Source organism: Nonomuraea sp. NPDC023979 (genome assembly GCF_040639085.1).
Lineage (GTDB): Bacteria > Actinomycetota > Actinomycetes > Streptosporangiales > Streptosporangiaceae > Nonomuraea > Nonomuraea ceibae.
Genome location: NZ_JBEZZG010000004.1, coordinates 167,852 through 192,468, shown reverse-complemented (window position 1 = coordinate 192,468; position 24,617 = coordinate 167,852). Strand labels below are relative to the sequence as shown.

Below are 24,617 nucleotides of genomic sequence, written 5' to 3'. Positions count from 1 at the left end.
GGGACCGTAGCAAATCACCCGCCCGCCGCGAGGCGCTTGCGGTGCCCGCTGCGGCGTACCACGACCACGATCGTCACGAAGGCCGCCGCGAGCACGCCGATCGCGGCCACGATCGCGGCCACCGCCGCGCCGCCCACGACCCCGGCCGCCGCGCCGAGCACGCCCGTGCCGATGCCGAACCGGGCGTCCGACTGCTGCTGGGTGGCGCAGGTGACCTGGTACTGGCCCGCCGACGGCGCGTTGACCAGCGCGATCTGCTCCCAGCGGGTGCCGTCGACGGTGAGCGTGGTCGTGCCGGAGGGCGCGATGAGCGTGGCGCCGCCGGAGATCTGGCAGTCGTAGCTGACCGGGCCGTCGGAGGCGAGGTAAAGGGCGGGGCCGTCGGCCGGGTCGAGCGTGGCCGCGACCGTCTCGCCGGCGGCGAACGTGCGGTTCGGCGCCACGTTCGCCACCGTGCTGAACAGGCTGCTCACGAACAGCGCCCCGGCGGCCAGCACGCACACGGCGGCCACGCCCCATGCGAGGCCGATCCACCTCAGCCGGGGCCGGATCGCCTTCGGGTCCACCCGCTGCCCGTACGGAGGCGGGAACTGCTGCCCGTACGGGGGCGGCGGCGGGGCGAAGTAGGGCTGCTGACCAGGGGGAGGGGGCGGATACTGGTGGTGGGTCCCCGGCTGCGGCCCCGGCGGAGGCGGCGGGCCGTACGGCGAATTGTCCGTCATGGCGGCAAGTGTGAGGCTTGGCATTCGGCTTGTCATCGGGCCCCCGGCGTTATCGCACCTTGTGGGTGAGAGCCGTACACTTGGCACTCGGGAACACAGAGTGCTAGACCTGGCGTTTCCCCTAAAGGCAGCGGTAGGAGGTGCGCACGTGCTCGACGATCGTAAACTCGCGGTGCTCCGCGCCATTGTCGAAGACTACGTGTCGACCAACGAACCCGTCGGCTCGAAGGCGCTCGCCGAGCGCCACAACCTCAAGGTCTCCCCGGCGACGGTCCGCAACGACATGGCCGCGCTGGAGGAGGAGGGCTACATCACCCAGCCGCACACCAGCGCGGGCCGAGTGCCGACGGACAAGGGTTATCGCCTGTTCGTCGACAGGCTCTCGCAGGTCAAGCCGCTCTCCGGAGCGGAGCGCCGGGCGATCGAGACCTTCCTGGCGGGCGCGGTCGACCTCGACGACGTGGTGACCCGCACGGTGCGGCTGCTCGCGCAGCTCACCAGGCAGGTCGCCGTCGTGCAGTATCCGACCCTGACCCGTTCCACGGTCCGGCACGTCGAGCTGGTCCCGCTCGCCGAGCGGCGGGTCATGCTCGTCCTGATCACCAACACCGGCCGCGTCGAGCAGCGCGTGATCGAGCTGCCCGAGGTGGTGGAGGACACCCGCATCGCGCACCTGCGCGCGGTGCTCAACGCCTGTCTCGACGGCTGCGGCCTGGCCAGCGTGCCGGAGCTGGTGTCCGACCTGCCCGAGCGGCTGCCGGTCGAGGACCGGCCGGTGGTGGCGACGATCCTGTCGGTCCTGCTCGAAACGCTCGTCGAGCGGCACGACGAGAAGATCGTGTTCGCCGGCGCGGCCAACCTGGCCGGCGCCGACTTCAGCGTCGGCCTGCGCGACGTGCTGGAGGCGCTGGAGGAACAGGTCGTGCTCATGCGGCTGCTCGGCGAGACAACCACAGACACCCCGTCCGCTCTCACCGTGCGCATCGGTTCCGAGAACGCCTATACCGGACTGCGGGGCACGTCCATCGTCGCCACGGGATACGGTCAAGGCGACAACCAACTGGCCCGGCTCGGCGTGCTGGGCCCCACGAGGATGGACTACCCCGTGACGATGGGCGCCGTACGCGCGGTGGCACGCTACGTCAGCCAGATCCTGGCTGCATCTTAAGAGGTCGATAAGTGGCAAACAGCGACTACTACGCCACCCTCGGGGTGCGCCGTGACGCCAGTCAGGACGAGATCAAGAAGGCCTACCGCCGGCTGGCCCGCGAGCTGCACCCTGACGTGAATCCCGATCCCGCCACCCAGGAGCGGTTCAAGGAGATCACGCAGGCCTACGAGGTGCTGTCCGACCCGAGCAAGCGCCAGATGTACGACCTCGGCGGCGACCCGTTCGGCGGCGGCGGCGCGGGTGCGGGCGCCGGCGGGTTCGGCGCCGGGTTCCCGTTCAGCGACATCATGGACGCCTTCTTCGGCACCGCCGGCGGCACGCGCGGGCCCCGCTCGCGTGCCAGGCGCGGCCGCAACGCGACCATCCGGGTCGAGCTCGACCTGCGCGAGACCGCGTTCGGCACCACCCGTGAGCTCGTCGTCGACACGGCCGTCACCTGTGAGGTGTGCCAGGGCGCCGGCACCGCCCAGGGCACCCACCCCGACACCTGTGACATGTGCAACGGGCGCGGCGAGATCTCCCAGGTCACCCGCTCGTTCCTGGGCCAGGTCATGACCTCGCGGCCGTGCCCGCAGTGCGGCGGCTTCGGCAGCATCATCCGCCACCCGTGCCAGGAGTGCTCCGGCGACGGCCGGGTGCGCACCCGCCGCACGATCAAGGTCCGGATCCCGGCCGGCGTCGAGGACGGCACCCACATCCAGCTCGCCGGCGAGGGCGAGGTCGGCCCCGGCGGCGGCCCGCCCGGCGACCTGTTCCTGGAGATCGCCGAGAAGCCGCACGAGATCTTCGAGCGGCGCGGCGACGACCTGCACTGCACGGTCCAGATCCCGATGACGGCGGCCGCGCTCGGCACCATCCTGTCCGTCGAGACGCTCGACGGCCCGGAGGAGGTCGACGTGCGGCCCGGCACCCAGTCCGGTCAGGTCATCACCATGTACGGGCGCGGCGTCCAGCGGCTCAACGAGTCGGGCCGCGGCGACCTGCTCATCCACGTCAACGTCGAGACGCCCGGCCGCCTCGACCCGGCCCAGGAGGAGCTGCTGCGCGAGCTGGCCAAGCTGCGCGGCGAGGAGCGCCCGCCCGGCAAGTTCGCGCCGGGGCAGCAGGGGTTCTTCTCACGGCTGCGCGACGCGTTCAACGGCCGCTGAGGCAGCCGTCAGGAGCTCCTCCGGCAGCGCCACCCGGGCGGTCACCCCGGAGCGGGGCGTCTCGTGCAGCCACACCCGCACGCCGAGCCGCTCCGCCAGCCGGCCCACCACGTGGTGGCCGAGGCAGCGGTCGGGCGCGGCCAGGAAGCTCTCCTCGCCCCTGAGCCGGGCGTTGGCCGCGGCCAGCTCGGCGGGCGTCATGCCGACGCCGTGATCGGTGATCGTGATGCGGCACTCGCCCTCGTCGGCGCGTGCCCAGATCTCCACCTCGGCGTCGGGCGGCGAGAACGCCAGCGCGTTCTCCACCAGCTCGGCCAGCAGGTGCGCCACCTCGGCCACGACGGCCCCGCGCACCAGCGGGCCGTCCAGCACCCGCAGCGTCACCCGGTGATGGCCCTCCATCTCCGCCAGCGTCATCCGCACCACGTCGGCCACCGGGACCGGCTCCGACGAGCGGCGCGCCGCCCGCTTGCCCGCCAGCACCAGCAGGCTCTCGGCGTTCCTGCGCAGCCGCCCGGTCAGCCGGTCGAGCTCGCACAGCCGCGCCAGCGCCGCAGGGTCGGACTCGTGCCGCTGCAGCACGCCGACCGCGCCGAGCTGACGGTGCACCAGGTCGCGGTTGCGCCGCCCCAGCTCGGCCAGCGCCTCCGCGGTGCCCTCGCGCAGCGCCGTCCGCTGGGCGGCCAGCCGCGCCGCCGTCGCGTGCATGCCGCCGACGGCCCACGCCACCTCGGTGAACGCGTCGGCCCGCGCCCTTCCGGGGCCCGCCTCCCGTACGCCGGACTCCAGCTCGGCCGCGTGGTCGCGCAGGATGGCCGCCTCCGTGGCCAGGTTGCGCAGCGGACGCAGGACCGAGCGCACGACCAGCGCCCCCAGCGCGAGCAGCACCAGCGTCAGCGCGGCGCCGGAGGCCGCCAGCGTCACCAGACGGCGCGTCTCGCGCTCCACGGCGGCCACGGCGGCCGCGCGGGCCTGACCGCCCGCCACCCGCTGCGCGGCCCTCAGCGCGTCCGTACGGGCCTCCGTGGCGCTCTCCCATGCCCGGGGCCCCGCCGTCACCTCCGTGCCCGAGGCGCTCGCCACGGCCTCCTGCTCCAGCGCGGCCACCCGGGCCACCGGTCCGGCCCGCAGCGCCCGGTCCAGCGCCGCCGCGCCCGTCCGCCCGGCCATCCGCCCGTAGCGGGCCAGGGCGTCGTCCGCCACGGCCCCGGCCCGCAGGAACGCCGCGTAGTCGGGCGCCGCGAACCCGCCCGCCGCCAGCGCCCCCGTCACCAGCGCCCGCTGCTGCGCGGCGGCCTCCTTGCCCCGCGCCAGCGCCTCCAGCGGCCCCGCCCGGTGCGAGGCCGCCAGCACGGCCGCGATCGTCGTCGTATAGGCGGTGAACACCGTCAGATGCCGGGGCCGCGCCCCCACCTCCCCCGGCACGGCCGCCGCCCCCGGCACGGCGCTCCCGGCTGAGCCCGGCACGACGGTCCCGGCCGCGCCCGGCACCGCGCCTTCGGCAGCTCCTGGGACGGCGGTTGCGGTCGCTTCGGGGACGGCGGCCGTGCCGGGGGCGGTGGTTCCGGCGGCGCCAGGCACGGCGGCTCCGGGGACGGCGCCCTCGGCTGTCCCGGCGGCGTTCCCGGCGTTCCCGGCGTTCTCCCCGGCCGCGCGGATCTCGGCCAGGGTGCCGGGCCCGGGAAGCGACTCGCGTACGCGCCCGGCCCCGGCGCGGCCGCTGAGCAGCGGGGCGAGGGCGGTGTCGGTGGCGCGGCGGGCGGCGGCGAGGTCGGCGGCGAAGCGCTCCTCACCGGCCGCGCGGCCCGCGGCGAGGGTGCGTTCGCGCTGGAGGGCGTGGACCAGGTCCTCGGCGGCGAGTGCCACGTCCACCTGGCGGACGCCGGACGCGGCCTCGGCACGGGCCGCGGCGAGGTCCGCGACGCCGGCTCCCGTCGCCGCGATGAGCAGCAGCGCCGGCACGGCCGGCAGCAGGAACAGGCGCGCCCTCAGGGGCAGCCCGCGGGCGGGGGACATGGTCATCGCGCTGGGCCCTCGTAAAGTGACGTCAGGAAAGTGCGAGTGCACGTGACACGATATTGCGTCGCGTGTTCGCTTGACTGCGTGACGTGAAGAATCTGGAGTGCGACACGGTGACGGTTCCGGTGTTCCTCGCGGCGGATCTGAGCGGGTCCGAGCTGGTGCTCGACGGTCCCGAGGGGCGGCACGCGGCGTCGGTGCGGCGGCTGCGCGAGGGTGAGCGGGTCGACCTGACCGACGGCGCGGGCGCGGTGGCCGAGTGCGTGGTGCGCGAGGTGCTGAAGGACGCGCTGCGGCTGGACGTGCTGGCCCGCCACGAGGTGCCCGCGCCGCGGCCCCGGCTGGTCGTGGTGCAGGGCCTGCCCAAGGGTGACCGGGGCGAGCTGGCCGTGGAGATGATGACCGAGGCGGGCGTCGACGTGATCGTGCCGTGGGCAGCCTCGCGCAGCATCACGCAGTGGAAGGGCGAGCGGGCCGCCAAGGCGCTGGGCCGGTGGCGGTCCACGGCGCGGGAGGCGGGCAAGCAGGCGCGCCGGTTCCATCTGCCGGAGGTGGCCGAGCCCGCCACGACGGCCCGCGTGGAGGCGCTGCTGGCGGGCGCGGCGCTGGGGCTGGTGCTGCACGAGGAGGCGGCCGAGCCGCTGTCGCGGGTGGCGCTGCCGGCGGGCGGCGACATCGTCGTCGTGGTGGGCCCGGAGGGCGGCGTGTCGGAGGACGAGCTGGCGCGCTTCGAGGCGGCCAAGGCGGTGCCGGTGCTGCTGGGGCCGACGGTGCTGCGCACCTCGACGGCGGGGGTGGCGGCGGCGGCCGTGCTGCTGGCGCGCTCCGGCCGCTGGTAGCGTCCCGGCGGGCCATGCGCCTGGGGGCGTCAGGGGAGCGGGGGCGGGGTGGCGAGCAGCGGGCTGGGCGCGTCCGACGCGGTCGGCGCCGGGTCGCCCGGCGGGCACTCCTCGGCGGGGCAGGGCGCCTCGGGCGCGGCGGTCTCCGAGATCGACGGGTCCGGCGAGGGCGAGGGCGTGATCTCCGGGCAGTCGGCGGGCGGCTCCGCCTGCTCCTCGGCGGCCGTCGGGCACGGCGTCGTGCTGGGCTCGGAGCTGGGGGAGGGGGAGGGCTTGCTGGTCGACCTGGCCGTCTCCGACGGCTGCGGGGAGGGCGGCGGCGTGGACGGGTCGGGGACGACGACCGCCGGCGGGTCCTGCCGTACGGTGGCCTTCGGCTCGGCGGGCCGGCTGGTCGACGACTTGGCCGGCGGGGTGGCGCTGGAGGTGGCCTCGACCTCCTGGACGGGCACCTGCTCGATCACCTGGTTGCGCAGCTCGGGGACCACCATCACGATCGTGGCGGCGACCAGGACGGCGCTGGCCGCGGCGGCGCCCACCCGCCACCAGATGAGGTTGCGCGCCCCGCGCCGCTCGATCCGGGCGCGGATGATCTCCAGCCCGTCCGGCGAGGGCACGACCGCGTCCGCCTCCGCGTGGAGCGCACGGCGCAGGGCGTCGCCGTGCTCGTCGGGGGGCTGGGTCATGACATCTTCTCCAGGACGGATCGCAAGGCGGCCATGCCACGCGCCGTGTGGCTCTTGACCGCGCCCTTGCTGATGCCCATGGCGTGGGCGATCTCAGCCTCGGACAGATCACCGTAGTAACGAAGGACCAGTGCCTCTCTCTGACGGGTGGGCAGGGCTCGCAGCGCCTCGATCACGGCGGAGCGTTCGAGCTCGCCGATCGCGCCGTTCTCGGCGCTCGGCGCGTCGGGCAGGCCCTTCGGCGCGTATTTCTCGACGACCGCGCGGTGGCGCAGCACGGAACGGGACCGGTTGACGACGGACTGACGCAGGTAGGCGAGTGCTTTGTCGGGGTCACGCAGTCTGCGCCAGGCGCCGTGGATGGCGACGAACGCGTCCTGCACGACTTCCTCCGCGGTTGCCATGTCGCGCACCAGCAACACAGCGAGACGTACCAATGACCGAAAGTGCGCGCTGTAGAGCGCGGTCACGGCCATGTCGGCGTCCCACCCGACCGGCACCGCCCCCATGGACCTGTCGGCCAGGAGGGTTTCGGTGGTCACTTCAGTGGGACGCGCGGCCTTGCCTGAGGGTTTACGCTCTTCCGGTTCCTTAGGGGGCATGACCCAGTCGTGTCCTCGCCAGGTGGCCTCGCCCGACCCTGAATCGTCTCTTTTCCTTGAAGTGTCGCACACACACCCTAACCGCGTTGATCTTCGGACGCCACGCGGGAAGCGGTCACCGATTCGCAACGCCGATCAGGCGATGTCCCGCGTCGGTAAGGTGATCGGGTGACCGACTGCCTCTTCTGCAAGATCGTGGCCAGGGAGATCGAGGCCGAGATCGTCCTGGAGACCGAGCGGGCGCTGGCCTTCCGCGACATCAACCCGCAGGCGCCCACCCACGTGCTCGTCGTACCGAAGGCGCACCACGCCGACGCGGCGGCCCTGGCCGAGGCCGACGACGGGCTGGCCGACGACGTGCTCAAGGCCGCGCACGCGGTGGCCGTGCAGGAGGGCGTCGCGCCCGGCGGTTACCGGATCGTGTTCAACACCGGGGCCGGCGCCGGGCAGACCGTCTTCCACGTGCACGCGCACGTGCTGGGCGGGCGTGACCTGACCTGGCCGCCCGGGTGATATTGGCATGAGCGATCGGCCTGGTCCCGGCTACCATGGGGGCACAAGCAAAGCCAAGGAGACCGGGAGGCATCAGGCCGCTGGCCTGCCCATGTCCGAACTACACGAATCCCGACGAACGGCACCTCCCTCGCGCACTCAAGCCAAGGTGCTGATTCCGGACGAATACCCGATGGTCAGCCTCCTGGGCTCACGTGACGAGCTGCTGCGCGTCATCGAGGGCGCCTTCAAGGCCGACATCCACGTGCGCGGGAACGAGATTACCGTCACCGGCAGCCCCGACGAGAGCGGCACCGTGGTGCGGCTGTTCGAGGAGCTGGTCGAGGTGCTGCGCAGCGGCGGCGAGCTCACCCCCGACGCGGTCGAGCGGAGCATCGCCATGCTCCGCATGACCTCCGACCGCCCGGCCGAGGTGCTGTCGCTCGACATCCTCTCCTCGCGCGGGCGGACCATCAGGCCCAAGACGGTCAACCAGAAGCGCTACGTCGACGCGATCGACAAGCACACGATCGTCTTCGGCATCGGCCCCGCAGGCACCGGCAAGACCTACCTCGCGATGGCCAAGGCCGTGCGCGCGCTCCAGGAGAAGCGGGTCAACCGCATCATCCTGACCCGCCCCGCGGTCGAGGCCGGCGAGCGGCTCGGCTTCCTGCCCGGCACCCTCTACGAGAAGATCGACCCCTACCTGCGGCCGCTCTACGACGCGCTGCACGACATGGTCGACCCCGACTCGATCCCCAAGCTGATGGCCGCGGGCACGATCGAGGTCGCGCCGCTGGCCTACATGCGCGGCCGCACGCTCAACGACGCCTTCATCATCCTCGACGAGGCCCAGAACTCCTCGGCCGAGCAGATGAAGATGTTCCTGACCCGTCTCGGCTTCAACTCCAAGATCGTGGTGACGGGTGACGTCACCCAGGTCGACCTGCCCTCGGGCACGGTCAGCGGCCTGCGGGTGGTGCAGGAGATCCTCGAGGGCATCCCCGACATCCACTTCGCCCGGCTGACCAGCTCCGACGTGGTCCGCCACAAGCTGGTGAGCGAGATCGTCGACGCCTACGGGCGCTACGACGCACTCCAGGAGCCGAAGCAGATCCAGCAGCAGCGGGGAAAGCGCCGATGAGCATCGAGATCAACAACGAGTCCGGCGTCGGCGTCGACGAGGAGACCCTCGTCGCGCTGGCCGGCCACGTGCTCGCCGAGATGGGCATCAACCCGCTGGCCGAGCTCTCGATCGTGGTCGTCGACGAGGACGCCATGGCCGAGCTGCACGAGAAGTGGATGGGCGAGCCCGGCCCGACCGACGTGCTCGCCTTCCCGATGGACGAGCTGCGTCCCGGCGGCGGCGCGCGTGGCGACGGCGAGAGCCCCGCCGACCCGGCGCTGCTGGGCGACGTGGTGCTCTGCCCGCAGGTGGCGGCCCGGCAGGCCGAGGAGGCCGGCCACAGCGCCCAGGCCGAGCTCGAGCTGCTGTGCACCCACGGCATCCTCCACCTGATGGGCTACGACCACGCCGAGCCCGAGGAGCACAAGGAGATGTTCGGGCTGCAGGCCCGGCTGCTCGAAGCCTGGCGGGAGGTGCGCGACTCCCGGTGAACGCCTGGTTGCCGTTGGCCATCGTCCTCGTCGTGGTCGGTGGCCTCATCGCCAGCGCGGAAACGGCGTTGACGCGCATCTCCCGGGTGCGCGCCGAGGAGGCCGTGCGAGACCGCAGGCGCGGCGCCGACCGGCTGCACGCGATCGTCTCCGACGCGCCGCGCTACCTCAATCTGCTGCTCCTGCTCCGGCTGAGCTGCGAGCTGGTCGCGACGGTGATCGCGACGTTGCTGTTCATCGACCTCATGCACGACCAGGGCTGGGCGTACGTGTCCGCCGCGGCCGTGATGATCGTGGTGAGCTACGTGATCGTCGGCGTCATGCCGCGCACCCTGGGCCGCCAGCACGCCGAGCCGATCGCGCTGGCCAGCGCCCCGATCGTCTACGGGCTGACGAAGATCTTCGGGCCGCTGCCCAAGCTGCTCATCCTGCTGGGCAACGCGCTGACGCCCGGCAAGGGGTTCCGCGACGGGCCGTTCACCTCCGAGGCGGAGCTGCGTGACCTGGTCGACCTGGCCGAGGAGCGCCGGGTCATCGAGCCCGACGAGCGCGAGATGATCCACTCGGTGTTCGAGCTGGGCGACACGCTGGTGCGCGAGGTCATGGTGCCGCGCACCGACATGGTCTACATCGAGCGGGGCAAGACGCTCAGCCAGGCGCTGTCGCTGGCGCTGCGCAGCGGCTTCTCCCGCATCCCGGTGGCCGGCGAGAACGAGGACGACGTCATCGGCATCGCCTACCTCAAGGACATCACCCGGCGGGTGCACGAGTCGGGCGCCGACCGCGGGCACGAGCGCATCGAGTCGATCATGCGCCCGGCCACGTACGTGCCCGAGAGCAAGCCGATCGACGAGCTCCTGCGCGAGATGCAGGCCAAGCAGACCCATCTGGCCATCGTCATCGACGAGTACGGCGGCACGGCCGGCCTGGTCACGATCGAGGACGTGCTGGAGGAGATCGTCGGCGAGATCACCGACGAGTACGACCAGGAGGCGCCCCGGGTCGAGCCGATGCCCGGCGGGGCGCTGCGGGTGACGGCCCGGATGCCGGTCGACGAGCTGGCCGAGCTGTTCGACACCGAGATCGAGGTCGACGACGTCGAGACGGTGGGCGGGCTGCTGGCCCACGCGCTGGGCCGGGTGCCGATCGCCGGCTCCCAGGCCGAGGTGGCGGGCCTCAGGCTGACGGCCGAGAGCCTGGCCGGGCGGCGCAACCGGATCAGCACCGTGGTCGTGCGGCGGGTGCTGCCGCTGGGCGACGACGTGGTCCCCGCCCGCGCCGAGCACGACTGACCGGCGGGTCCAGGTTGTCGCAAGCGTTCTACAAGTCTTCTGCAAGCGCCGTCCGCCAGTCTTTCTCTCGACACCCTGTGCGGTGGGTGTCACGAGGGGGGCTTCCGAGCGCCGGGTGGGGTTCGCGGCGGGAGGAAGGCTTCCGGGGGGACGGCAACGTCTCGATCAGCTAGCCGATCGTGACGTTGTTCGGCGTAAAGGGTGTTCTCGTCCGAACAGGACGGGAGCACCCTTTTTGCGTTTGATCCTTTGTTGGTAGTAGCGGTGGATTGCCGTAATTGCCGACCGGGGAGGCTGCCGGTCGGAGGGAATCATGAAACGCGGACAGCGGATCATCGCCTGCGGGCTCCTTGCCGGTGCCCTGACAGGCTGCGGAGACGGCGGCCTCGTCCAAGGGGTCGACGTACAGGCCCTGGCCCAGATGCGGGAGGTTCTCAAGAAGGAGCCGCGGCTGCCCGAGGGCTTCTCGCCCCGGCCCGAGCAGGCGTGGCGGGCGCCGTTCACGCCGGCCGACCGCAACTGCCGGGCCGTGCTCGACGCGGCGGGCGGGCGGGCGCCCGCGCAGGAGCTGACCGCGCAGGCCGCGGCCAGCTATCAGGGCGACGAGCTCGGCGAGCAGGTCGGCGTCGGCCTGGCCCGCTACACCGGCGCCGCCGCCGAACAGCACCTGGCCGAACTGACCCGAGCCCTGGAGGCGTGCCGCGCGGTGCGCCAGGGCACCGGCACCCACCTGCGCACCACGCTGGTGCCGGTCGGGAAGGTGGCCGACGAGGCGGTGGGCGGCGAGCTGCGCGGACGGCTGAACGGCTATCCCTACACGCTCGACGTCGTGCTCGCCCGCTCGGGCGACACGCTGGTCTCGCTGGTGCACACGAGCATGGCCGAGGTGGACCCGCAGCGCACGCGGCAGCTCCTCGACGCGGTGATGCGGATGGCCAGCGCCTAATCTGGTCCTCGTGACTCTCGATCCCGAAGACAGCAAGATCATCACCCTGGCCCGGTCGTCCCGGGCGCGCAACGGCTCCGCCCAGGGCGCCGCCGTACGCGACGAGACCGGCCGCACCTACGCGGCCACCGACGTCGCGCTCACCTCGCTCACCCTGTCGGCGGTGCAGGTGGCCGTGGCGACGGCCGTCTCCAGCGGCGCGCGGTCGCTGGAGGCCGTGGCGCTGGTCACCGACGGCGACGGGCCGAGCGCCGCCGACGAGGCCGCCGCCCGCGAGCTGGGTGTCAAGACCATCCTCGTGGCCGGCCCGGACGGCACGCTGCGCGACGGCACGCCCGGCGGGGCCTGACATGCCGATGTCGCCGTTCCTGGCCGATCTGCGCGCCAAGGTCGGCTCCCAGCTCCTCATGCTGCCGTCGGTCAACGGCTGCGTGTTCGACGAGAGCGGCAGGCTGCTGGTGGCACGCCACGGCGACGTCGGCCTCTGGGCCACCCCGGGCGGCGGCGTCGACCCCGACGAGCGGCCCGAGGACGCCGTCGTGCGCGAGCTGCGCGAGGAGCTCGGCCTCGAGGTCCGCGTACGCGCCCTCATCGGCGCCCACGGCGGCCCCGACTTCCGCGTCCTCTACCCCAACGGGCACCAGGTCGCGTACGTGATCATCACGTACGCCTGCGCCATCGTCTCCGGCACGCCCACCCCCGACGGGGACGAGATCACCGACGCGCGCTGGGTCACCGAGCCGGAGCTGGCCGGGCTCAGGATGACCGCGTGGAGCCCCCACGTGCTGCCCCAGGTCTTCGCCTGGTGGCGTGACCAGGCCGGTCGATGAGCCAGAATGCACTATGTGACTTCGCCAGACAACCATCGCGCCGGATTCGCCTGCTTCGTGGGGAGGCCGAACGTCGGCAAGTCCACGCTGATGAACGCCCTGGTCGGCACGAAGGTGGCGATCACCTCGTCCAAGCCGCAGACCACCCGCCGCGCCATCCGCGGCATCGTGCACCGGCCCGAGGCCCAGATCGTCATCGTCGACACGCCCGGCCTGCACCGCCCGCGCACGCTGCTCGGTGAGCGGCTCGACAGCCTCGTGCTGTCCACGCTCACCGAGGTCGACGTGATCGGGTTCTGCGTGCCGGCCAACGAGCCGATCGGCAAGGGCGACCGGTTCATCGCCGACAAGCTCGCCGCCGTCAAGAACACGCCCGTCGTGGCCGTGGTCACCAAGTGCGACCTGGCGAGCCGCGACCAGATCGCCGCGCAGCTCCTCGCGGTGTCGGAGATCGCGGAGTTCGCGGCGGTCGTCCCGGTGTCGGCGCAGTCGGGCGAGCAGCTCGACGTGCTCGGCGACGTGCTCATCGAGCACCTGCCCGAGTCGCCGCCGCTGTACGAGGACGGGCAGCTCACCGACGAGCCCGAGCAGGTGCTCGTGGGCGAGCTCATCCGGGAGGCGTCCCTCGAAGGCGTCCGCGACGAGCTGCCCCACTCCATCGCCGTCGTCGTCGACGAGATGCTGCCGCGCGAGGGGCGCGACGACCTGCTCGACATCTACGCCCACCTGTTCGTCGAGCGGCCGTCGCAGAAGGCCATCGTCATCGGACACAAGGGCGAGCGGCTGCGCGAGGTCGGCACCGCGGCTCGCAAGCAGATCGAGGCCCTGCTCGGCACCCGCGTCTATCTGGACCTGCGCATCAGCGTGCTCAAGGACTGGCAGCGCGACCCCAAGCAACTGCGCCGCCTGGGCTTCTACGACTGACGGGTGGCAGCCGGGGACCGGCGGAACAGCGCCAGGACCGCCAGCACCACCACCGCCAGCGACGCGCCCAGCGCGGCGAACCAGCCGTAGCGGATGACCGGCTCGATCGACAGGAAGCCCAGGTCGATCGAGACCCGGTCGGGCAGGCCGGCCGAGCCGGTCACGAACAGCACCAGCACCACCGCCGCGAGCGCGCCCGGCAGCGCGGCCAGCGCCGCGACGCGCGGGCGGCCGATCAGGCCGGCCAGCCCGCAGCCCGCCGCCGCCAGCCCGGCCAGCAGCGTCCACACGCCGGAGGCGTCGTCGATGCCGCGCACGTCGCGTGACAGCCCGGCGCCGACCAGGTCGCTCGTCGCCTGCGTCCCGGCCCAGGGCAGGACGACGCAGAAGATCAGCAGGCCGCCCGCGAGCATGACGGCGAAGGCGTGGAGTCTCCCGGCGGGTGACGGCGTGAGATGGTCGGCCACCCGATCACCATAAGCCGATCGTGCCGCCGCCACCACCGTCCGCGACGCGCCAACCGTGTGTCCGCGGCGTACGGCCGGGCGCGCGGCGAGGTCAGGAGTGGCGCCAGGTCTTGGCCTGGTCCTTCACCCAGGCGGAGACCTCCGCCGCGGTGGGATCCTGCCTGATCGAGGTGAACACCACCGGACCGCCGCCCCGGACCGCCGCCGCGTCGCGGGCCATCGACTCCAGGTCGGCGCCCACCAGCGGGGCCAGGTCCGTCTTGTTGACGACCAGCAGATCGGCCTGGGTGACGCCGGGGCCGCCCTTGCGCGGCACCCGGTCGCCGCCGGCCGCGTCCAGGACGAAGATCTGCCGGTCGGCCAGCTTCCGGCCGAACGTCGCCGCCAGGCTGTCGCCCCCGCTCTCCACCAGCACCAGGTCCAGCGGCCCGAACCGCTCCTCCAGCGTCTCCACCGCGTCGAGGTTGGCGGCGAGGTCGTCGCGGATCGCGGTGTGCGGCAGGCCGCCGGTCTCCACGGCCAGGATGCGCTCGGGGTCGAGGACGTCCGCGCCGCGCAGGAAGTCGGCGTCGTCGGTGGTGCGGACGTCGTTCGTGACGACGGCGAGCTGCAGGGCCGGGCCGAGCGTCCGGCACAGGGCCGCCACCAGGGCCGTCTTGCCGCTCCCCACCGGTCCGCCGATCCCCAGGCGCAGTGCGCGCCCGTGGCCGTCGGGGGTGTGGTGACGATCGCGGAGGTTGGCGCCCATGGGTGGGTTCCTTCCTGTCGGGAGGTGAAGAGCCTGACGTGGGGCCTGTGCGTACCGTTCTGCGAGGAGAGCCGAGGCGTGGGCGCTGCGTCGGAGAGGCGGTGCGCGTCCACCTCGGCATCCGGCTCCTCCCACGAGGGCGGGTGACCGGGGAGGGACAGCCATCCTCCGGGGACGGCCCTGCGGGCGGGACGTCCCTCACGTCTGGAGTTTCCCTCCGAAACGCGGCACCGTCCAGGGGCGGCGCCCCCAAGATCAGCCCGCCGAGATCAGCCCGCCGCCCACGCCCGCGCCGCGCGGACGATCTCCTCCAGGTCGCCGCTGTGCGCGCCGTGCCAGTAGACCTGGCCGCACACCCGGCACCGGCCGTAGGCGTCGTAACTGCGCCGGGTGCCGTCACGCAGCACCGGCTCCACCTCCCGCTTGGCCACCGCCTCCAGCTCCCCGTTGCAGGCCGTGCAGCGCGTCCACGGCCGCAGCGGCGGCGCGAACCGCTCCAGCAGGTCGCGGAGCTGGTCGGGCGCCCGCGTGCCGCGCACGTACGCGCCCAGCCACAGCGCGCGGCGGCGCAGCAGGCCGCGGTCCTGGGTGAGCAGCACCCGCCGCTCCGCGTTCGCCTGCGCCACCAGCGACGGGTCGTCCATGTCGTTGTGGTAGGCCGTGTCGATGCCCAGCAGGCGCAGCCGCCTGGCCAGCGTGCCCAGGTGCACGTCCAGCAGGAAGCGCGGCTCGCCCGGCAGCGGCTGCGGGCGGGGCACCCCGAGCACGTCCACGACGTCGCCGGGGCGCGGCTGGTAGGACGGCGGCACGCCCACACCGCCGACCGTCATCGGGCCCACCTCCGTCAGCGGGATGCCGGCCGACTCCACGTGGTGACCCAGCGTCGACGAGCCGTCGGGGGTGATCGGCTGTGCCTCCCGCCGGCGGCTCGCGGGCAGGAACATCAGCAACTCCGGCGCGATGCGAAGAAGCGCGTCCATGACGTCCATTCTGTACGGTCACCTCAGGGGCGGGACGGCGAGCGCGGCGCGTTCCAGGGCCAGCTCGGGCCACCATGACCCGCCGACAGGGCTCTCCTCGCCGCGCAGCGGGTCCTCCTCGCCGCCGGCGCCCCGACGGCAGCGCCCGCTGGAGGTGCCCGCCCGGTTGATCCACAGGTACGCGTCCACAAGCTCGTCGCCCGTCCGCGTCGTCGGGCGTGCGCCCGCGCCCCGGCCCGGCGGGTTGCACCAGGGCTGCGGGTCGGGCAGCTCGGCCGCCTTCCCCTCCGGCACCCACGGGCCGCGGCCGTTGCGGCTGGTGTCGATGACGAAGTGCGGCAGGTCGGCGGCGTCCACCGGGACGTCCGCCGGGCAGCCCGTGCGGCCCGTCGCCGCCAGGACGGCGACGCACGTGGACAGCTTCCTGCCGTACGAGACCAGGCCGGCCGTCGGCTGGTAGCCCTGCGCGTTGAGGAAGAAGCCGTCGGCGGCCGTCACGCCCGCGCCCACCAGGCTCTGGGCGATCTCCGCCGTGGCGGGCCAGCCCTCGTGGCCGCCGTCCAGGTAGACGGCGGTGCGGCCGCCGCGCTTGAGCTCGCGGACCGCCGTGGCCAGGTCGTGGTAGCGCCGGCTCGGGCTGCCCGGCAGGTCGCAGGCGGCCGTGCCGGGGATCTTGACCAGGCTCGCGGGCTCCAGGATCACCACCGCGTCCGCGCTGCCGAGCTGACCGGCGATCCCCTTGATCCAGCTCTGGTAGGCGGCCATGTTCTCGGCGCCGCCCGGGGCGCAGTCGCCGCCCGGCAGGTGGTCGATCACGAACACCGGCACCCCGCCGGCCCGCTCCGCCTCCTCGACGGCGGTGGCCACCGTGGCCACGGCGTCGTCGCCGGCCAGCCGGATCGCGTGGGGGACGGCGGCCAGGGCGCGCATCAGCGCGGCGTCCTCCGGGCGGTCCGCGGCGGCCAGGAACAGCGCCTCGCGTGCGGCGTCCGGCTCCGGCGGGGCGAACAGCCTCACGTCCTCGGCGGCCCGCAGCGGGTTGACGCCCACCGGGGCGGCCTCGTCGCCGGGCCGCAGGGCGACCACCGCCGTGGTGACCGCGACGGCCGCCGCCAGCGCCGCCACCCCGATCGTCAGCCGTCTTCCCGTCGCCGTCCGCCCTCCGCCCGCCGCCGGGCCGTCGCGTACCGGCTCCTGGGGGTCTTCGCCGGACGCGCCGGAGGAGAGGCGGTCGAGGAGGGCCTGGGCCGTGGGGCGGTCGGCGGGATCCCGGGACAGGGCCGCCGCCACCAGCTCGCGCAGCGGCTCGGGCAGCGGCGGCAGGACCGGAGGTTCGTGGACGATCCGGTACAGGATCGCCGGGACCGACTCGCCCGCGAACGGCGAGGCTCCCGTGGCGGCGAAGGCCATCACGCAGCCCCAGGCGAACACGTCCGACGCCGGCCCGACGGGCCCGCCCCGCACCTGCTCCGGCGACATGTACGCGGGCGTGCCCACGACGGCGCTGCTCAGGTCGGCGCCGCCGAGCTGGGCGATGCCGAAGTCGATGACCTTGGGCCCCACCTGCGAGAGCAGCACGTTCGACGGCTTGAGGTCGCGGTGCACGACGCCCGCGCCGTGGATCGCCCGCAGCGCGGTCGCCGTCGCGGCGGCCAGCCCGTCGAGCGCCGACCCCGTCAGCGGCCCGGAGCGGCGCACCGCCTCGTCCAGGCTGGGGCCCTCCACGTACTCCGTCACGATGTAGGCGGGATCGCCGGTGACGTCCGCGTCGAGGACGGGAGCCGTGCAGAAGCGGGCGACCCGGCGCGCGGCGGCCACCTCCCGGGCGAACCGCCGCCGGAAGCCCGGGTCGGCGTCCAGGCCGGGGTGGATCAGCTTGACCGCCACCCGGCCGCCCGCGGTGTCCGCGCCCAGGTAGACGGCGCCCATGCCGCCCTCACCGAGCCGGCCCAGCAGCGTGTAGGGGCCGACGTGCCGGGGATCCCCGTCTCGCAGCGCAGCCACGCTCATGATCGCCAGGTTAGACGTCGAGCCGCCAGTCGTTCCACTCGTCCAGCAGCTCGAACCCCATGGCCTCGTTGATCGCCAGCATGTGCGTGTTGGACCGGGCGTTCCAGGTGATGACGCGCTCCACGCCAGGCTCGCTCTCGCGCAGCCAGAACAGGTTCGTCAGCTTCATCAGCAGGCCCAGCCGGTGGCCGCGGTGCCCGGCCAGCACGGCGGTGTCGGCCTGGGCGGCCCAGCCACCGGGGACGTCGGGGGAGATGAAGATGCGTGAGAAGCCCGCCGGGGCGCCGTCGGAGATCCGCCGGGCCAGCACGGAGTAGACGGTCTCACCCGCCAGCCCGATGCGCTCCTCGGCGAAGCGCACGCTGTCGAGCGGGAAGCGGGACTCCTCGACGCCCTCGCCGCGCGGAGCGTCGTTCATGCCGCCCAGCAGGGTGGCGAGATCGGGCAGCAGGCCGGGCTCGGCCGGGCCGAGCCAGCGCTCCACCCGGTAACCGGCGGGCTCCGGCAGCATGCGGCGCAGCCCGTCCCAGTCGGCCGCGCGCAGGTCGAGCACCCGGCGCGCCTCGCCCAGCGAGAGCGTGAACCCTCGCGCCGAGGCGAACCGCGCCCCGTCGCTCCCCGCCTGCGTCTCGCTCAGCACGAGACGCCTGCCGCGAGCACGTACCCGCTCCACGGCGTGCGCGAGCAGGGCGGACCCGACGCCGGCCCGCTGCCGCTCCGGCCGCACCACCAGCACCGCCAGCCGGCCCAGGTGGAGGTTCTCGTACACGGGGAAGGCCAGCATGGTGCCGCCGATCACCTCGTCGCCGTCGACCGCGACGTGCGCCTCGACCTCCGCCCCCGGAAAGCCCCTGGTCACGTCGACCTCGAACCGCCTGCGGGACCACAGCGGCCCCGGCTGGCCGGCGTACGCGGCGACGAACGCGTCATGGAGCGCGGGCAGCAGCCTGCCCGGCCGCTCGGGATCGATGCGCTGGATCTGCATGCGTCCCAGCCAAACGCACCGGCGGCGGCGACGCGACCGGTTTTCCTACTGGCGGTAGTTCTCCACCTCGCCGGCCGGCCGCACGGCGGCGTCGTCGGGGTTCTCGCCCGCGCTGCGGCGGGCCCGGCGCTGGCGCAGCAGGTCCCAGCACTGGTCGAGCGCCGTCTCCAGCTCCCTGACCCGGGCGTTCTCCTCGTCGGAGGGCAGCTCGCCCGCGCGCAGCCTCTCACGCAGGCCGCGCTCCTCGTCGACCAGCTCGCTGATCCTGCTGAGAATCTCGTTGTCCCGCATGCTCAAGATCCTACGTATCGCGTGATAGAACACGCCCTATGGCTGGTATCGCGCTGGTAAGAAAGCCTGGTTCGCGCATCGCCGAGGGCATCGTCACCCACCTCCAGCGCCAGTCCGTCGACCCCGAGCGCGCCGCCGCCCAGCACGCCGCGTACGTGGCCGCGCTCGACGCCGCCGGCTGGCGGCCCGTGCACGCCGAACCCGCCGACGACCTGCCCGACGCGCCGTTCGTGGAGGACACGGTCGTGGTCGCCGGGACGCTGGCCGTACTGACCAGACCGGGCGCGCCCGGACGGCGGCCCGAGGTCGAGTCCGTCGAACGCGCCGTACGCGGCCTCGGCCTGACCACGGTCAGGATCACGCGGCCCGCCACGCTCGACGGCGGCGACGTGCTCCAGACCGGGCCCACCGTGTACGCGGGCCGCTCCGGACGGACGAACCACGCGGGCATCGCCCAGCTCACCGCGTTGCTGCCCGAGCGCGACGTGGTGACCGTGGACCTGACAGGCGTGCTGCACCTCAAGTCCGCCGTCACCGCGCTGCCCGACGGCACGCTCATCGGCGACCCCGCCCACGCCGACCTGCCCGGCCTGCTCGAACCGCCGGAGGAGTCCGGCGCCCACGTGGTGCCGCTCGGGCCCGGCGGCGTGCTGATGGCCGCCTCCGCGCCGCGCACCGCCGCGATGCTCGGCAGGCGCGGGCTCGACGTGGTGACCGTGGACATCTCCGAGTTCGAGAAGCTCGAAGGCTGTGTCACCTGCCTCAGCGTCCTCATCCCGGCACCGTGCTGAACTGCCTGCTCTCACCATGTGAGAACCGGGGCGGTCCACGGCGAGACGTCTGGTAGCGTGAACGGCATGCTGCGCGGGCTCCTTCTTAGCTGCCGCGGCGGGGGCCACTGAGGCCGGCTCCCTCGCCGCGGAGCCAGTCATGCGCGTCGGCCGCTTCGACCCGACCGACAGGAGCACCCGACATGACCGCCCAGCGACCCAGCCCGATGCCGTTCCAGCGCTACCAACCCTTCGAGCCTGTCCGGCTGACCGACCGCACCTGGCCCGACCAGGTCATCACCAAGGCCCCGCGCTGGTGCGCGGTCGACCTGCGTGACGGCAACCAGGCGCTGATCGACCCGATGGACTCCCACCGCAAGCTCCAGATGTTCGAGCTGCTGGTGAAGATGGGCTACAAGGAGATCGAGGTGGGCTTCCCGGCCGCCTCCCAGACCGACTACGACTTCGTCCGCCAGATCATCGACGAGGACCGCATCCCGGACGACGTCGTCATCCAGGTGCTGACGCAGGCCAGGCCCGAGCTCATCGAGCGCACCTTCGAGGCCGTCCAGGGCGCCCGGCAGGCCATCGTCCACCTGTACAACTCCACCTCGACGCTGCAGCGCCGCGTCGTGTTCGGCCAGGACAAGGACGGCATCACCGCCATCGCGGTCGAAGGCGCCAAACTGGTCAAGAAGCTGGCCGACGCCACCGACGTCGACGTCTACTTCCAGTACTCGCCCGAGTCGTTCACCGGCACCGAGCTCGAATACGCCGTCGAGGTGTGCGACGCCGTCAACGAGGTGTGGCAGCCCACCCCCGACCGCAAGGTCATCGTCAACCTGCCCGCCACCGTCGAGATGGCCACCCCCAACGTCTACGCCGACCAGATCGAGTGGATGCACCGCCACCTCAAGCACCGCGACTCCATCATCCTGTCGCTGCACCCGCACAACGACCGAGGCAGCGCCGTCGCCGCCGCCGAGCTCGGCTACATGGCCGGCGCCGACCGCATCGAAGGCTGCCTGTTCGGCAACGGCGAACGCACCGGCAACGTCTGCCTGGTCACCCTCGGCATGAACCTGTTCTCCCAGGGCATCGACCCCGAGATCGACTTCAGTGACATCGACGAGATCCGCCGCGTCACCGAATACTGCAACCAGCTCCCCGTCCACCCGCGCCACCCGTGGGGCGGCGAGCTCGTCTACACCGCCTTCTCCGGCTCCCACCAGGACGCCATCAAGAAGGGTTTCGAACACCTCGAAGCCGACGCCGCCGCGGCCGGCATCCCGGTCGACTCCTACACCTGGGCCGTCCCGTACCTGCCGATCGACCCCAAGGACATCGGCCGCACCTACGAAGCCGTCATCCGCGTCAACAGCCAGTCCGGCAAGGGCGGCGTCGCCTACATCATGAAGGCCGACCACCAGCTCGACCTGCCGCGCCGGCTGCAGATCGAGTTCTCCAAGGTCGTCCAGTCCCGCACCGACGCCGAAGGCGGCGAAATCAGCCCCTCCGCCATGTACGGCATCTTCCAGGACGAATACCTGCCCACGCCGCACAACCGCTGGGGCCGCCTCGGCCTCATGGCCCACCGCCACGAATCCACCGTCGACGACCAGGACCGCATCAGCGCCGACGTCCGCATCGACGGCGAGATCCGCGAAGTCGCCGGCACCGGCAACGGGCCCATCTCCGCGTTCATCGACGCCATCGCCAAGGTCGGCATCCAGGCCCGCGTCCTCGACTACGTCGAACACGCCATGAGCGCCGGCACCGACGCCAAGGCCGCCTCCTACCTGGAGTGCGAGGTCAACGGCCAGGTGCTGTGGGGCGTCGGCATCGACGCCAACACCACCACCGCCTCCCTGAAGGCCATCATCTCAGCCGTCAACCGGGCTTACCGGTGAGCTGCTGAGTAGCGCCGGCCGTGGCTTGAGGGCTGTGCGACTGCGCTCCCTGGGTTCCTTGGGTCCCTTGGGTTCCTTGGGGGGTGCAGTCGTACAGCTCGCCGTAGCGGGACTGGGCTATGCGCATGAGGGCGATAAGATCCTGGATCGCATCCCTGCCTTTGGCCACTTTGGCCAGGTAGATGTCAAGCATGCGATCTGTGCCCCCACAGCGAAACTTCGCACTTACCCGGTAGGGCTGCTGGGCGAGGAGGCCACTCGTCAGGTAGGCGACCATGCCATTTCCGAGGTCGGCGGGAATGGTAACGCCATTGTGGCGAGTATAAATGCTAAGCCTGCCATCCATCACGTAGTCAATGTGCTCCTGGCCCGTCTTGCCCTCTGCGCGTAGCCAGTTCACCTGAAGGGGTGGGCGCATTGGGTCTGGGGTCCGGCACTCGCCGCTTGCTTCGCTCCCGACCGTTTCTCCAGAAATGGGGCCGACTGTTCCGGTGATCGCACGAAACGCCTGTTCGGGGACAAGCTTGCAAACGTACGGTGGGGCGTCGGTGATCGTCTGGCGGGCAGAGTTCGGTGTGGCGACCATGCTCTTTTCGGCAGAGCATGCCGGCAATAGCAAAATGATCGCTGTCGGGATGGCTGACAGGTATGGGCTTCTCAACTTTTCTCCTCCGGGGAGGAGTTATTCTGCAGGCCTAGGTAGTCTAGCACCCCGGTTGTCCTGTGAAGGGTGCCGTTGAATCGGTCGAGCAGGCTGCTGCTTTCACCCTTTTCCCGAGCCCATTCAAGGAATTTGCTGTACTCCTTTGGAGTCATTTCGGCAAAAGGTTTGATTATTGGTGGTATCCCAGAGCTGAATATATGGCCCTCGCTAGAGAACTCGTCGAACATCCCCTTGTTTAGCATGGCTGTGGCGAGCATCTGCTCCGACAATCTCTCCACTGCAAGGCGATTGTTGGCCAGCGTGCTATATGTATCATCCAAGCTTCGCCCGGGTTGGGACATTTGTTGTGCGGTATATTTGGCGATTTCGTCGAATCCCGCCCCGGCCAGCTTGTCATAACCCTTAGTGATGGTTTCATTGAACGCTCCGGCGGCCAACTGGCTGATCGGTCTGGCGCCTGGAACTGGAAGTAGTCCGATAGCGTCGCGCACCATGCCTTTCAGGGCGTCGTCAGTCCTCTTGGCATCCAGTCCCAGCGCAATTAGCCCTTGACGACGGGTTTCCACAATGTGGCTGAAGAGTGCTGCCTCCTCTACGGTGCGATCCTCCAAGAACTTCGCCGTGTCTATCCTGTCGACTCGTCCGGTTCCGTTGAGGTCGAAGCGCTTGACGTCGGCCTGTGTGAAGCCGAAGCGTTCGGCGTTGGAGGCGTCGAGGCCGACCGGGGGGACGGTGTCGAGGGCCGCGCGCATGTGTTCGGTCTGTGCTCTCACCAGGGCTTCGAACCCGGCGTCGTGCGACGTGGCCAGCAGCAGCGCGTAGGACATGTCCTCGGGGGCGACCCTCTCGAAATGGGCGCGGTTCAGGTACAACTGAGACAGTTCGTCCACGTTCGCGGCGATGGCCCGGGCCAAGGGGTACGACAGAGGCGCGTAGCGGTCGAACAGTTCTCTGTTGACGAGTTTGAGGTTGCCGTCGTCCGCTTTGCCGAAGGCGCTCCGCACCTCGTCGGACAGGATCTTCGTCAGCTCGGCGGCCAGATGTCGTGAGGTGGGGTCCTGGCCGGTGGTGGCGGTGATCAGCAGGTCGTTGAAGGGTGCGTGGTCCTTCAGGTAGAGGGAGGCCCGCCAGCGCGTCGTCAGCAGGTAGTCCAGCGTGGACTCCTTCCAGCCGGGCGGGGTGTGGGCCAGGAGGGCGTGGGCGGCTTCGCGGCTGGACTTGGCGGCGTGGAAGAGGTCGTCCACGACCGCGGAGGATCCTCTGGCGCCGGGGACGCCGGCGTGGGTGCCGGGGCGGAGGAGGGTGCCGAGGCCGAGGGCGCCGGCGAGGTCGGGGACGGGGACCTGGGTGCTGCCGAAGAGGCGGCCGAGCGCGTCGCCGGTGGCTGCCCATTGGGCTTTGCGCTGGTCGTGTTCGTAGGCGATGGCGTCGCGGCCGACGACGGTCATGAACTCCCGGGAGAACGGGGTCCGGCCGTCGTGGGCTCGCCAGATGAGGGCCTGAGCCTGGTAGCCGGTGTAGGTGGTGTCGCCGGTCCGGTGGGTGGCGCGGCCCTGCTGGGTGAGGTCCTTGAGGAAGGTGGAGCCCAGGTACGCGGGGTCGCGCGGGTCGGTGGCCTTGGCCAGGGCGGTGGCGAGCAGGCTGAGGACGTGGGGGGCGGTGGTGGTGAGGGGGGTGGTGGCCTGGCGGTCGCGGGCGTCGCGGAGCTGGGCGGCGAGGGAGCCGGGGAGGCGGGTGACGCCTTCGGCGCCCAGGACGCCGAGGAAGGTCTTGACGAACGCGGCGTCGGCGGTGCGGGAGGCGTACGCGCGCAGTTCGGCGAGGGCGCGGGTGTCGCCGTCGGCGGCACGCCGGGCGGCGCGGGCGGCGAGGGTGCCGTCGAGCAGGGCCTGGGCGGCGTCGAGGGTGTCGGGGAGCTCGACGAAGCTGCCGGCGGGGGTGCTGGTGCCGAAGGTGACCTTCTGGCGTTGGAGTTCGTGGACGAGGCGCTGCCGTCGGCGCAGGTCGCCGGCCTGGGTGGCGACACGGGTGGCGAGGTCGCGCAGGCGGGTGGCGGGGGTGGTGTCGAGGCCGGCGGCGTCCAGCTCGCGGTGGAGGGCCTGGGCGAGCTGTTCCAGCCGGCGGGCGGCCTGGGTGTGGGCGCTGGTCATGGCGTCGAACTGGGCCGGTTTGACCCCGGTGAAGCCGCTCATGGGGTGTCCCGCAGCGCGGCGAGCTTGCGGTCGGCGCTGTGGACGGCCTCGGTGAGCATGGCCCACAGCTCGCGCTGGTCGGCGTGGAGCTGGGCGCCGAACCGGTCGCCGGTGGGGCCCACCCAGGCGTCGTCGGCCATCAGGCGGCAGGCGGGGGCGAGCGCCCACCAGTGTTCGTCCGACAGCCGCCGGATCCGCTCCGCCGTCGCGCGCATAGCCTCGCGGTCGAGGTCAGCCACGATGATCCCCTCGTATGGCTCGTGCACAGAACCAGATCAGGAGGCGGCGTTCCTCCACGTCACCCCGACGGTA

Annotated in this window: 26 protein-coding genes; 13 read left to right on the top strand and 13 right to left on the bottom strand. The window is 72.2% G+C overall.

Annotated elements, in window-relative coordinates:
* Positions 1-14: 14 nt before the first annotated feature.
* Positions 15-722 (bottom strand): hypothetical protein, encoded by a 708-nt coding sequence (locus AB0G11_RS10200; protein WP_219507504.1) that lies wholly within the window; start codon positions 720-722, stop codon positions 15-17.
* A 148-nt stretch (positions 723-870) separates the two neighbouring features.
* Between AB0G11_RS10200 and hrcA the strand changes: the two genes are divergently transcribed.
* Both hrcA and dnaJ read left to right on the top strand, forming a co-directional pair.
* Complete coding sequence (gene hrcA / locus AB0G11_RS10195; RefSeq protein ID WP_219507505.1) at positions 871-1,890, top strand: heat-inducible transcriptional repressor HrcA; 1,020 nt, start codon at positions 871-873, stop codon at positions 1,888-1,890.
* An 11-nt stretch (positions 1,891-1,901) separates the two neighbouring features.
* A complete protein-coding gene (gene dnaJ / locus AB0G11_RS10190) occupies positions 1,902-3,041 on the top strand; it encodes a molecular chaperone DnaJ (protein WP_219507506.1) in 1,140 nt (379 codons plus the stop codon).
* On the opposite strand, the gene AB0G11_RS10185 is transcribed toward dnaJ, so the two are convergent.
* Positions 3,009-5,063: a nitrate- and nitrite sensing domain-containing protein gene (locus tag AB0G11_RS10185; RefSeq protein WP_357585147.1), complete on the bottom strand. Its 2,055-nt coding sequence runs from the start codon at positions 5,061-5,063 to the stop codon at positions 3,009-3,011. The two genes, dnaJ and AB0G11_RS10185, sit on opposite strands and share 33 nt — an antisense overlap.
* Positions 5,064-5,173: 110 nt before the next feature.
* Here AB0G11_RS10185 and AB0G11_RS10180 point away from each other — a divergent pair, with 110 nt between their 5' ends.
* On the top strand, positions 5,174-5,899 hold the full coding sequence (locus AB0G11_RS10180) for a 16S rRNA (uracil(1498)-N(3))-methyltransferase (RefSeq protein ID WP_219507586.1): 726 nt from the start codon (positions 5,174-5,176) through the stop codon (positions 5,897-5,899).
* 29 nt (positions 5,900-5,928) lie between these two features.
* Here the strand turns inward: AB0G11_RS10180 and AB0G11_RS10175 are convergent, their stop codons facing one another.
* Together AB0G11_RS10175 and AB0G11_RS10170 are read right to left on the bottom strand one after the other, a co-directional pair.
* The gene (locus AB0G11_RS10175; RefSeq protein WP_219507509.1) at positions 5,929-6,585 is read right to left on the bottom strand and encodes a hypothetical protein; all 657 of its coding nucleotides are present in this window, start codon (positions 6,583-6,585) and stop codon (positions 5,929-5,931) included.
* Positions 6,582-7,094 carry a SigE family RNA polymerase sigma factor gene (locus AB0G11_RS10170; protein ID WP_049573205.1) on the bottom strand — a complete coding sequence of 171 codons (513 nt, stop codon included), beginning with the start codon at positions 7,092-7,094 and terminating at the stop codon, positions 6,582-6,584. Before AB0G11_RS10170 ends, AB0G11_RS10175 begins: the two co-directional genes overlap by 4 nt.
* A gap of 261 nt (positions 7,095-7,355) precedes the next feature.
* Between AB0G11_RS10170 and AB0G11_RS10165 the strand changes: the two genes are divergently transcribed.
* The 8 genes from AB0G11_RS10165 (at position 7,356) to era (ending at position 13,288) form a co-directional block, all read left to right on the top strand.
* The gene (locus AB0G11_RS10165; RefSeq protein ID WP_219507510.1) at positions 7,356-7,700 is read left to right on the top strand and encodes a histidine triad nucleotide-binding protein; all 345 of its coding nucleotides are present in this window, start codon (positions 7,356-7,358) and stop codon (positions 7,698-7,700) included.
* A gap of 91 nt (positions 7,701-7,791) precedes the next feature.
* On the top strand, positions 7,792-8,823 hold the full coding sequence (locus tag AB0G11_RS10160; protein WP_219507511.1) for a PhoH family protein: 1,032 nt from the start codon (positions 7,792-7,794) through the stop codon (positions 8,821-8,823).
* Complete coding sequence (gene ybeY / locus AB0G11_RS10155) at positions 8,820-9,296, top strand: rRNA maturation RNase YbeY (protein WP_219507512.1); 477 nt, start codon at positions 8,820-8,822, stop codon at positions 9,294-9,296. The genes AB0G11_RS10160 and ybeY overlap by 4 nt, the downstream gene beginning before the upstream one ends.
* Positions 9,293-10,588, top strand: a complete 1,296-nt coding sequence (locus tag AB0G11_RS10150) for a hemolysin family protein (RefSeq protein WP_357585144.1) — start codon at positions 9,293-9,295, stop codon at positions 10,586-10,588. Before ybeY ends, AB0G11_RS10150 begins: the two co-directional genes overlap by 4 nt.
* Positions 10,589-10,901: 313 nt before the next feature.
* Positions 10,902-11,534, top strand: a complete 633-nt coding sequence (locus tag AB0G11_RS10145) for a hypothetical protein (RefSeq protein WP_219507514.1) — start codon at positions 10,902-10,904, stop codon at positions 11,532-11,534.
* 10 nt (positions 11,535-11,544) lie between these two features.
* A complete protein-coding gene (locus tag AB0G11_RS10140; RefSeq protein WP_219507516.1) occupies positions 11,545-11,883 on the top strand; it encodes a cytidine deaminase in 339 nt (112 codons plus the stop codon).
* A 1-nt stretch (position 11,884) separates the two neighbouring features.
* Positions 11,885-12,364 carry an NUDIX domain-containing protein gene (locus AB0G11_RS10135; protein WP_357585142.1) on the top strand — a complete coding sequence of 160 codons (480 nt, stop codon included), beginning with the start codon at positions 11,885-11,887 and terminating at the stop codon, positions 12,362-12,364.
* Between the two features lie 15 nt (positions 12,365-12,379).
* On the top strand, positions 12,380-13,288 hold the full coding sequence (gene era / locus AB0G11_RS10130) for a GTPase Era (protein WP_308125855.1): 909 nt from the start codon (positions 12,380-12,382) through the stop codon (positions 13,286-13,288).
* Here era and AB0G11_RS10125 read toward each other — a convergent pair.
* The 6 genes from AB0G11_RS10125 to AB0G11_RS10100 all read right to left on the bottom strand — a co-directional run bounded on the left by AB0G11_RS10125 (position 13,279) and on the right by AB0G11_RS10100 (position 18,769).
* On the bottom strand, positions 13,279-13,755 hold the full coding sequence (locus AB0G11_RS10125; protein WP_219507520.1) for a hypothetical protein: 477 nt from the start codon (positions 13,753-13,755) through the stop codon (positions 13,279-13,281). The two genes, era and AB0G11_RS10125, sit on opposite strands and share 10 nt — an antisense overlap.
* 91 nt (positions 13,756-13,846) lie before the next feature.
* Positions 13,847-14,503, bottom strand: coding sequence for an urease accessory protein UreG (gene ureG, locus AB0G11_RS10120; RefSeq protein ID WP_219507522.1), 657 nt, complete (start codon positions 14,501-14,503; stop codon positions 13,847-13,849).
* Positions 14,504-14,772: 269 nt separating this feature from the next.
* Positions 14,773-15,483, bottom strand: coding sequence for a Mut7-C ubiquitin/RNAse domain-containing protein (locus tag AB0G11_RS10115; RefSeq protein WP_219507524.1), 711 nt, complete (start codon positions 15,481-15,483; stop codon positions 14,773-14,775).
* Between the two features lie 18 nt (positions 15,484-15,501).
* Positions 15,502-17,493 carry a glycoside hydrolase family 6 protein gene (locus AB0G11_RS10110; protein ID WP_357585140.1) on the bottom strand — a complete coding sequence of 664 codons (1,992 nt, stop codon included), beginning with the start codon at positions 17,491-17,493 and terminating at the stop codon, positions 15,502-15,504.
* A 10-nt stretch (positions 17,494-17,503) separates the two neighbouring features.
* Positions 17,504-18,478 (bottom strand): GNAT family N-acetyltransferase, encoded by a 975-nt coding sequence (locus AB0G11_RS10105; protein WP_357585138.1) that lies wholly within the window; start codon positions 18,476-18,478, stop codon positions 17,504-17,506.
* A 45-nt stretch (positions 18,479-18,523) separates the two neighbouring features.
* Positions 18,524-18,769, bottom strand: coding sequence for a DUF2630 family protein (locus AB0G11_RS10100; protein WP_219507529.1), 246 nt, complete (start codon positions 18,767-18,769; stop codon positions 18,524-18,526).
* Positions 18,770-18,807: 38 nt separating this feature from the next.
* On the opposite strand from AB0G11_RS10100, the gene ddaH reads away from it, so the two are divergent.
* Together ddaH and leuA are read left to right on the top strand one after the other, a co-directional pair.
* Entirely contained in the window at positions 18,808-19,560 is a 753-nt protein-coding gene (gene ddaH, locus AB0G11_RS10095) for a dimethylargininase (protein WP_357585136.1), read from the top strand.
* Between the two features lie 182 nt (positions 19,561-19,742).
* Complete coding sequence (gene leuA, locus AB0G11_RS10090; protein ID WP_357585134.1) at positions 19,743-21,449, top strand: 2-isopropylmalate synthase; 1,707 nt, start codon at positions 19,743-19,745, stop codon at positions 21,447-21,449.
* Here leuA and AB0G11_RS10085 read toward each other — a convergent pair.
* The 3 genes from AB0G11_RS10085 to AB0G11_RS10075 are packed head-to-tail and all read right to left on the bottom strand — an operon-like array spanning position 21,430 to position 24,544.
* Complete coding sequence (locus AB0G11_RS10085; protein ID WP_357585133.1) at positions 21,430-22,110, bottom strand: hypothetical protein; 681 nt, start codon at positions 22,108-22,110, stop codon at positions 21,430-21,432. The two genes, leuA and AB0G11_RS10085, sit on opposite strands and share 20 nt — an antisense overlap.
* A complete protein-coding gene (locus tag AB0G11_RS10080) occupies positions 22,107-24,305 on the bottom strand; it encodes a hypothetical protein (protein ID WP_357585131.1) in 2,199 nt (732 codons plus the stop codon). The genes AB0G11_RS10085 and AB0G11_RS10080 overlap by 4 nt, the downstream gene beginning before the upstream one ends.
* The gene (locus tag AB0G11_RS10075; protein WP_219507534.1) at positions 24,302-24,544 is read right to left on the bottom strand and encodes a hypothetical protein; all 243 of its coding nucleotides are present in this window, start codon (positions 24,542-24,544) and stop codon (positions 24,302-24,304) included. The genes AB0G11_RS10080 and AB0G11_RS10075 overlap by 4 nt, the downstream gene beginning before the upstream one ends.
* Between the last annotated feature and the right edge of the window lie 73 nt (positions 24,545-24,617).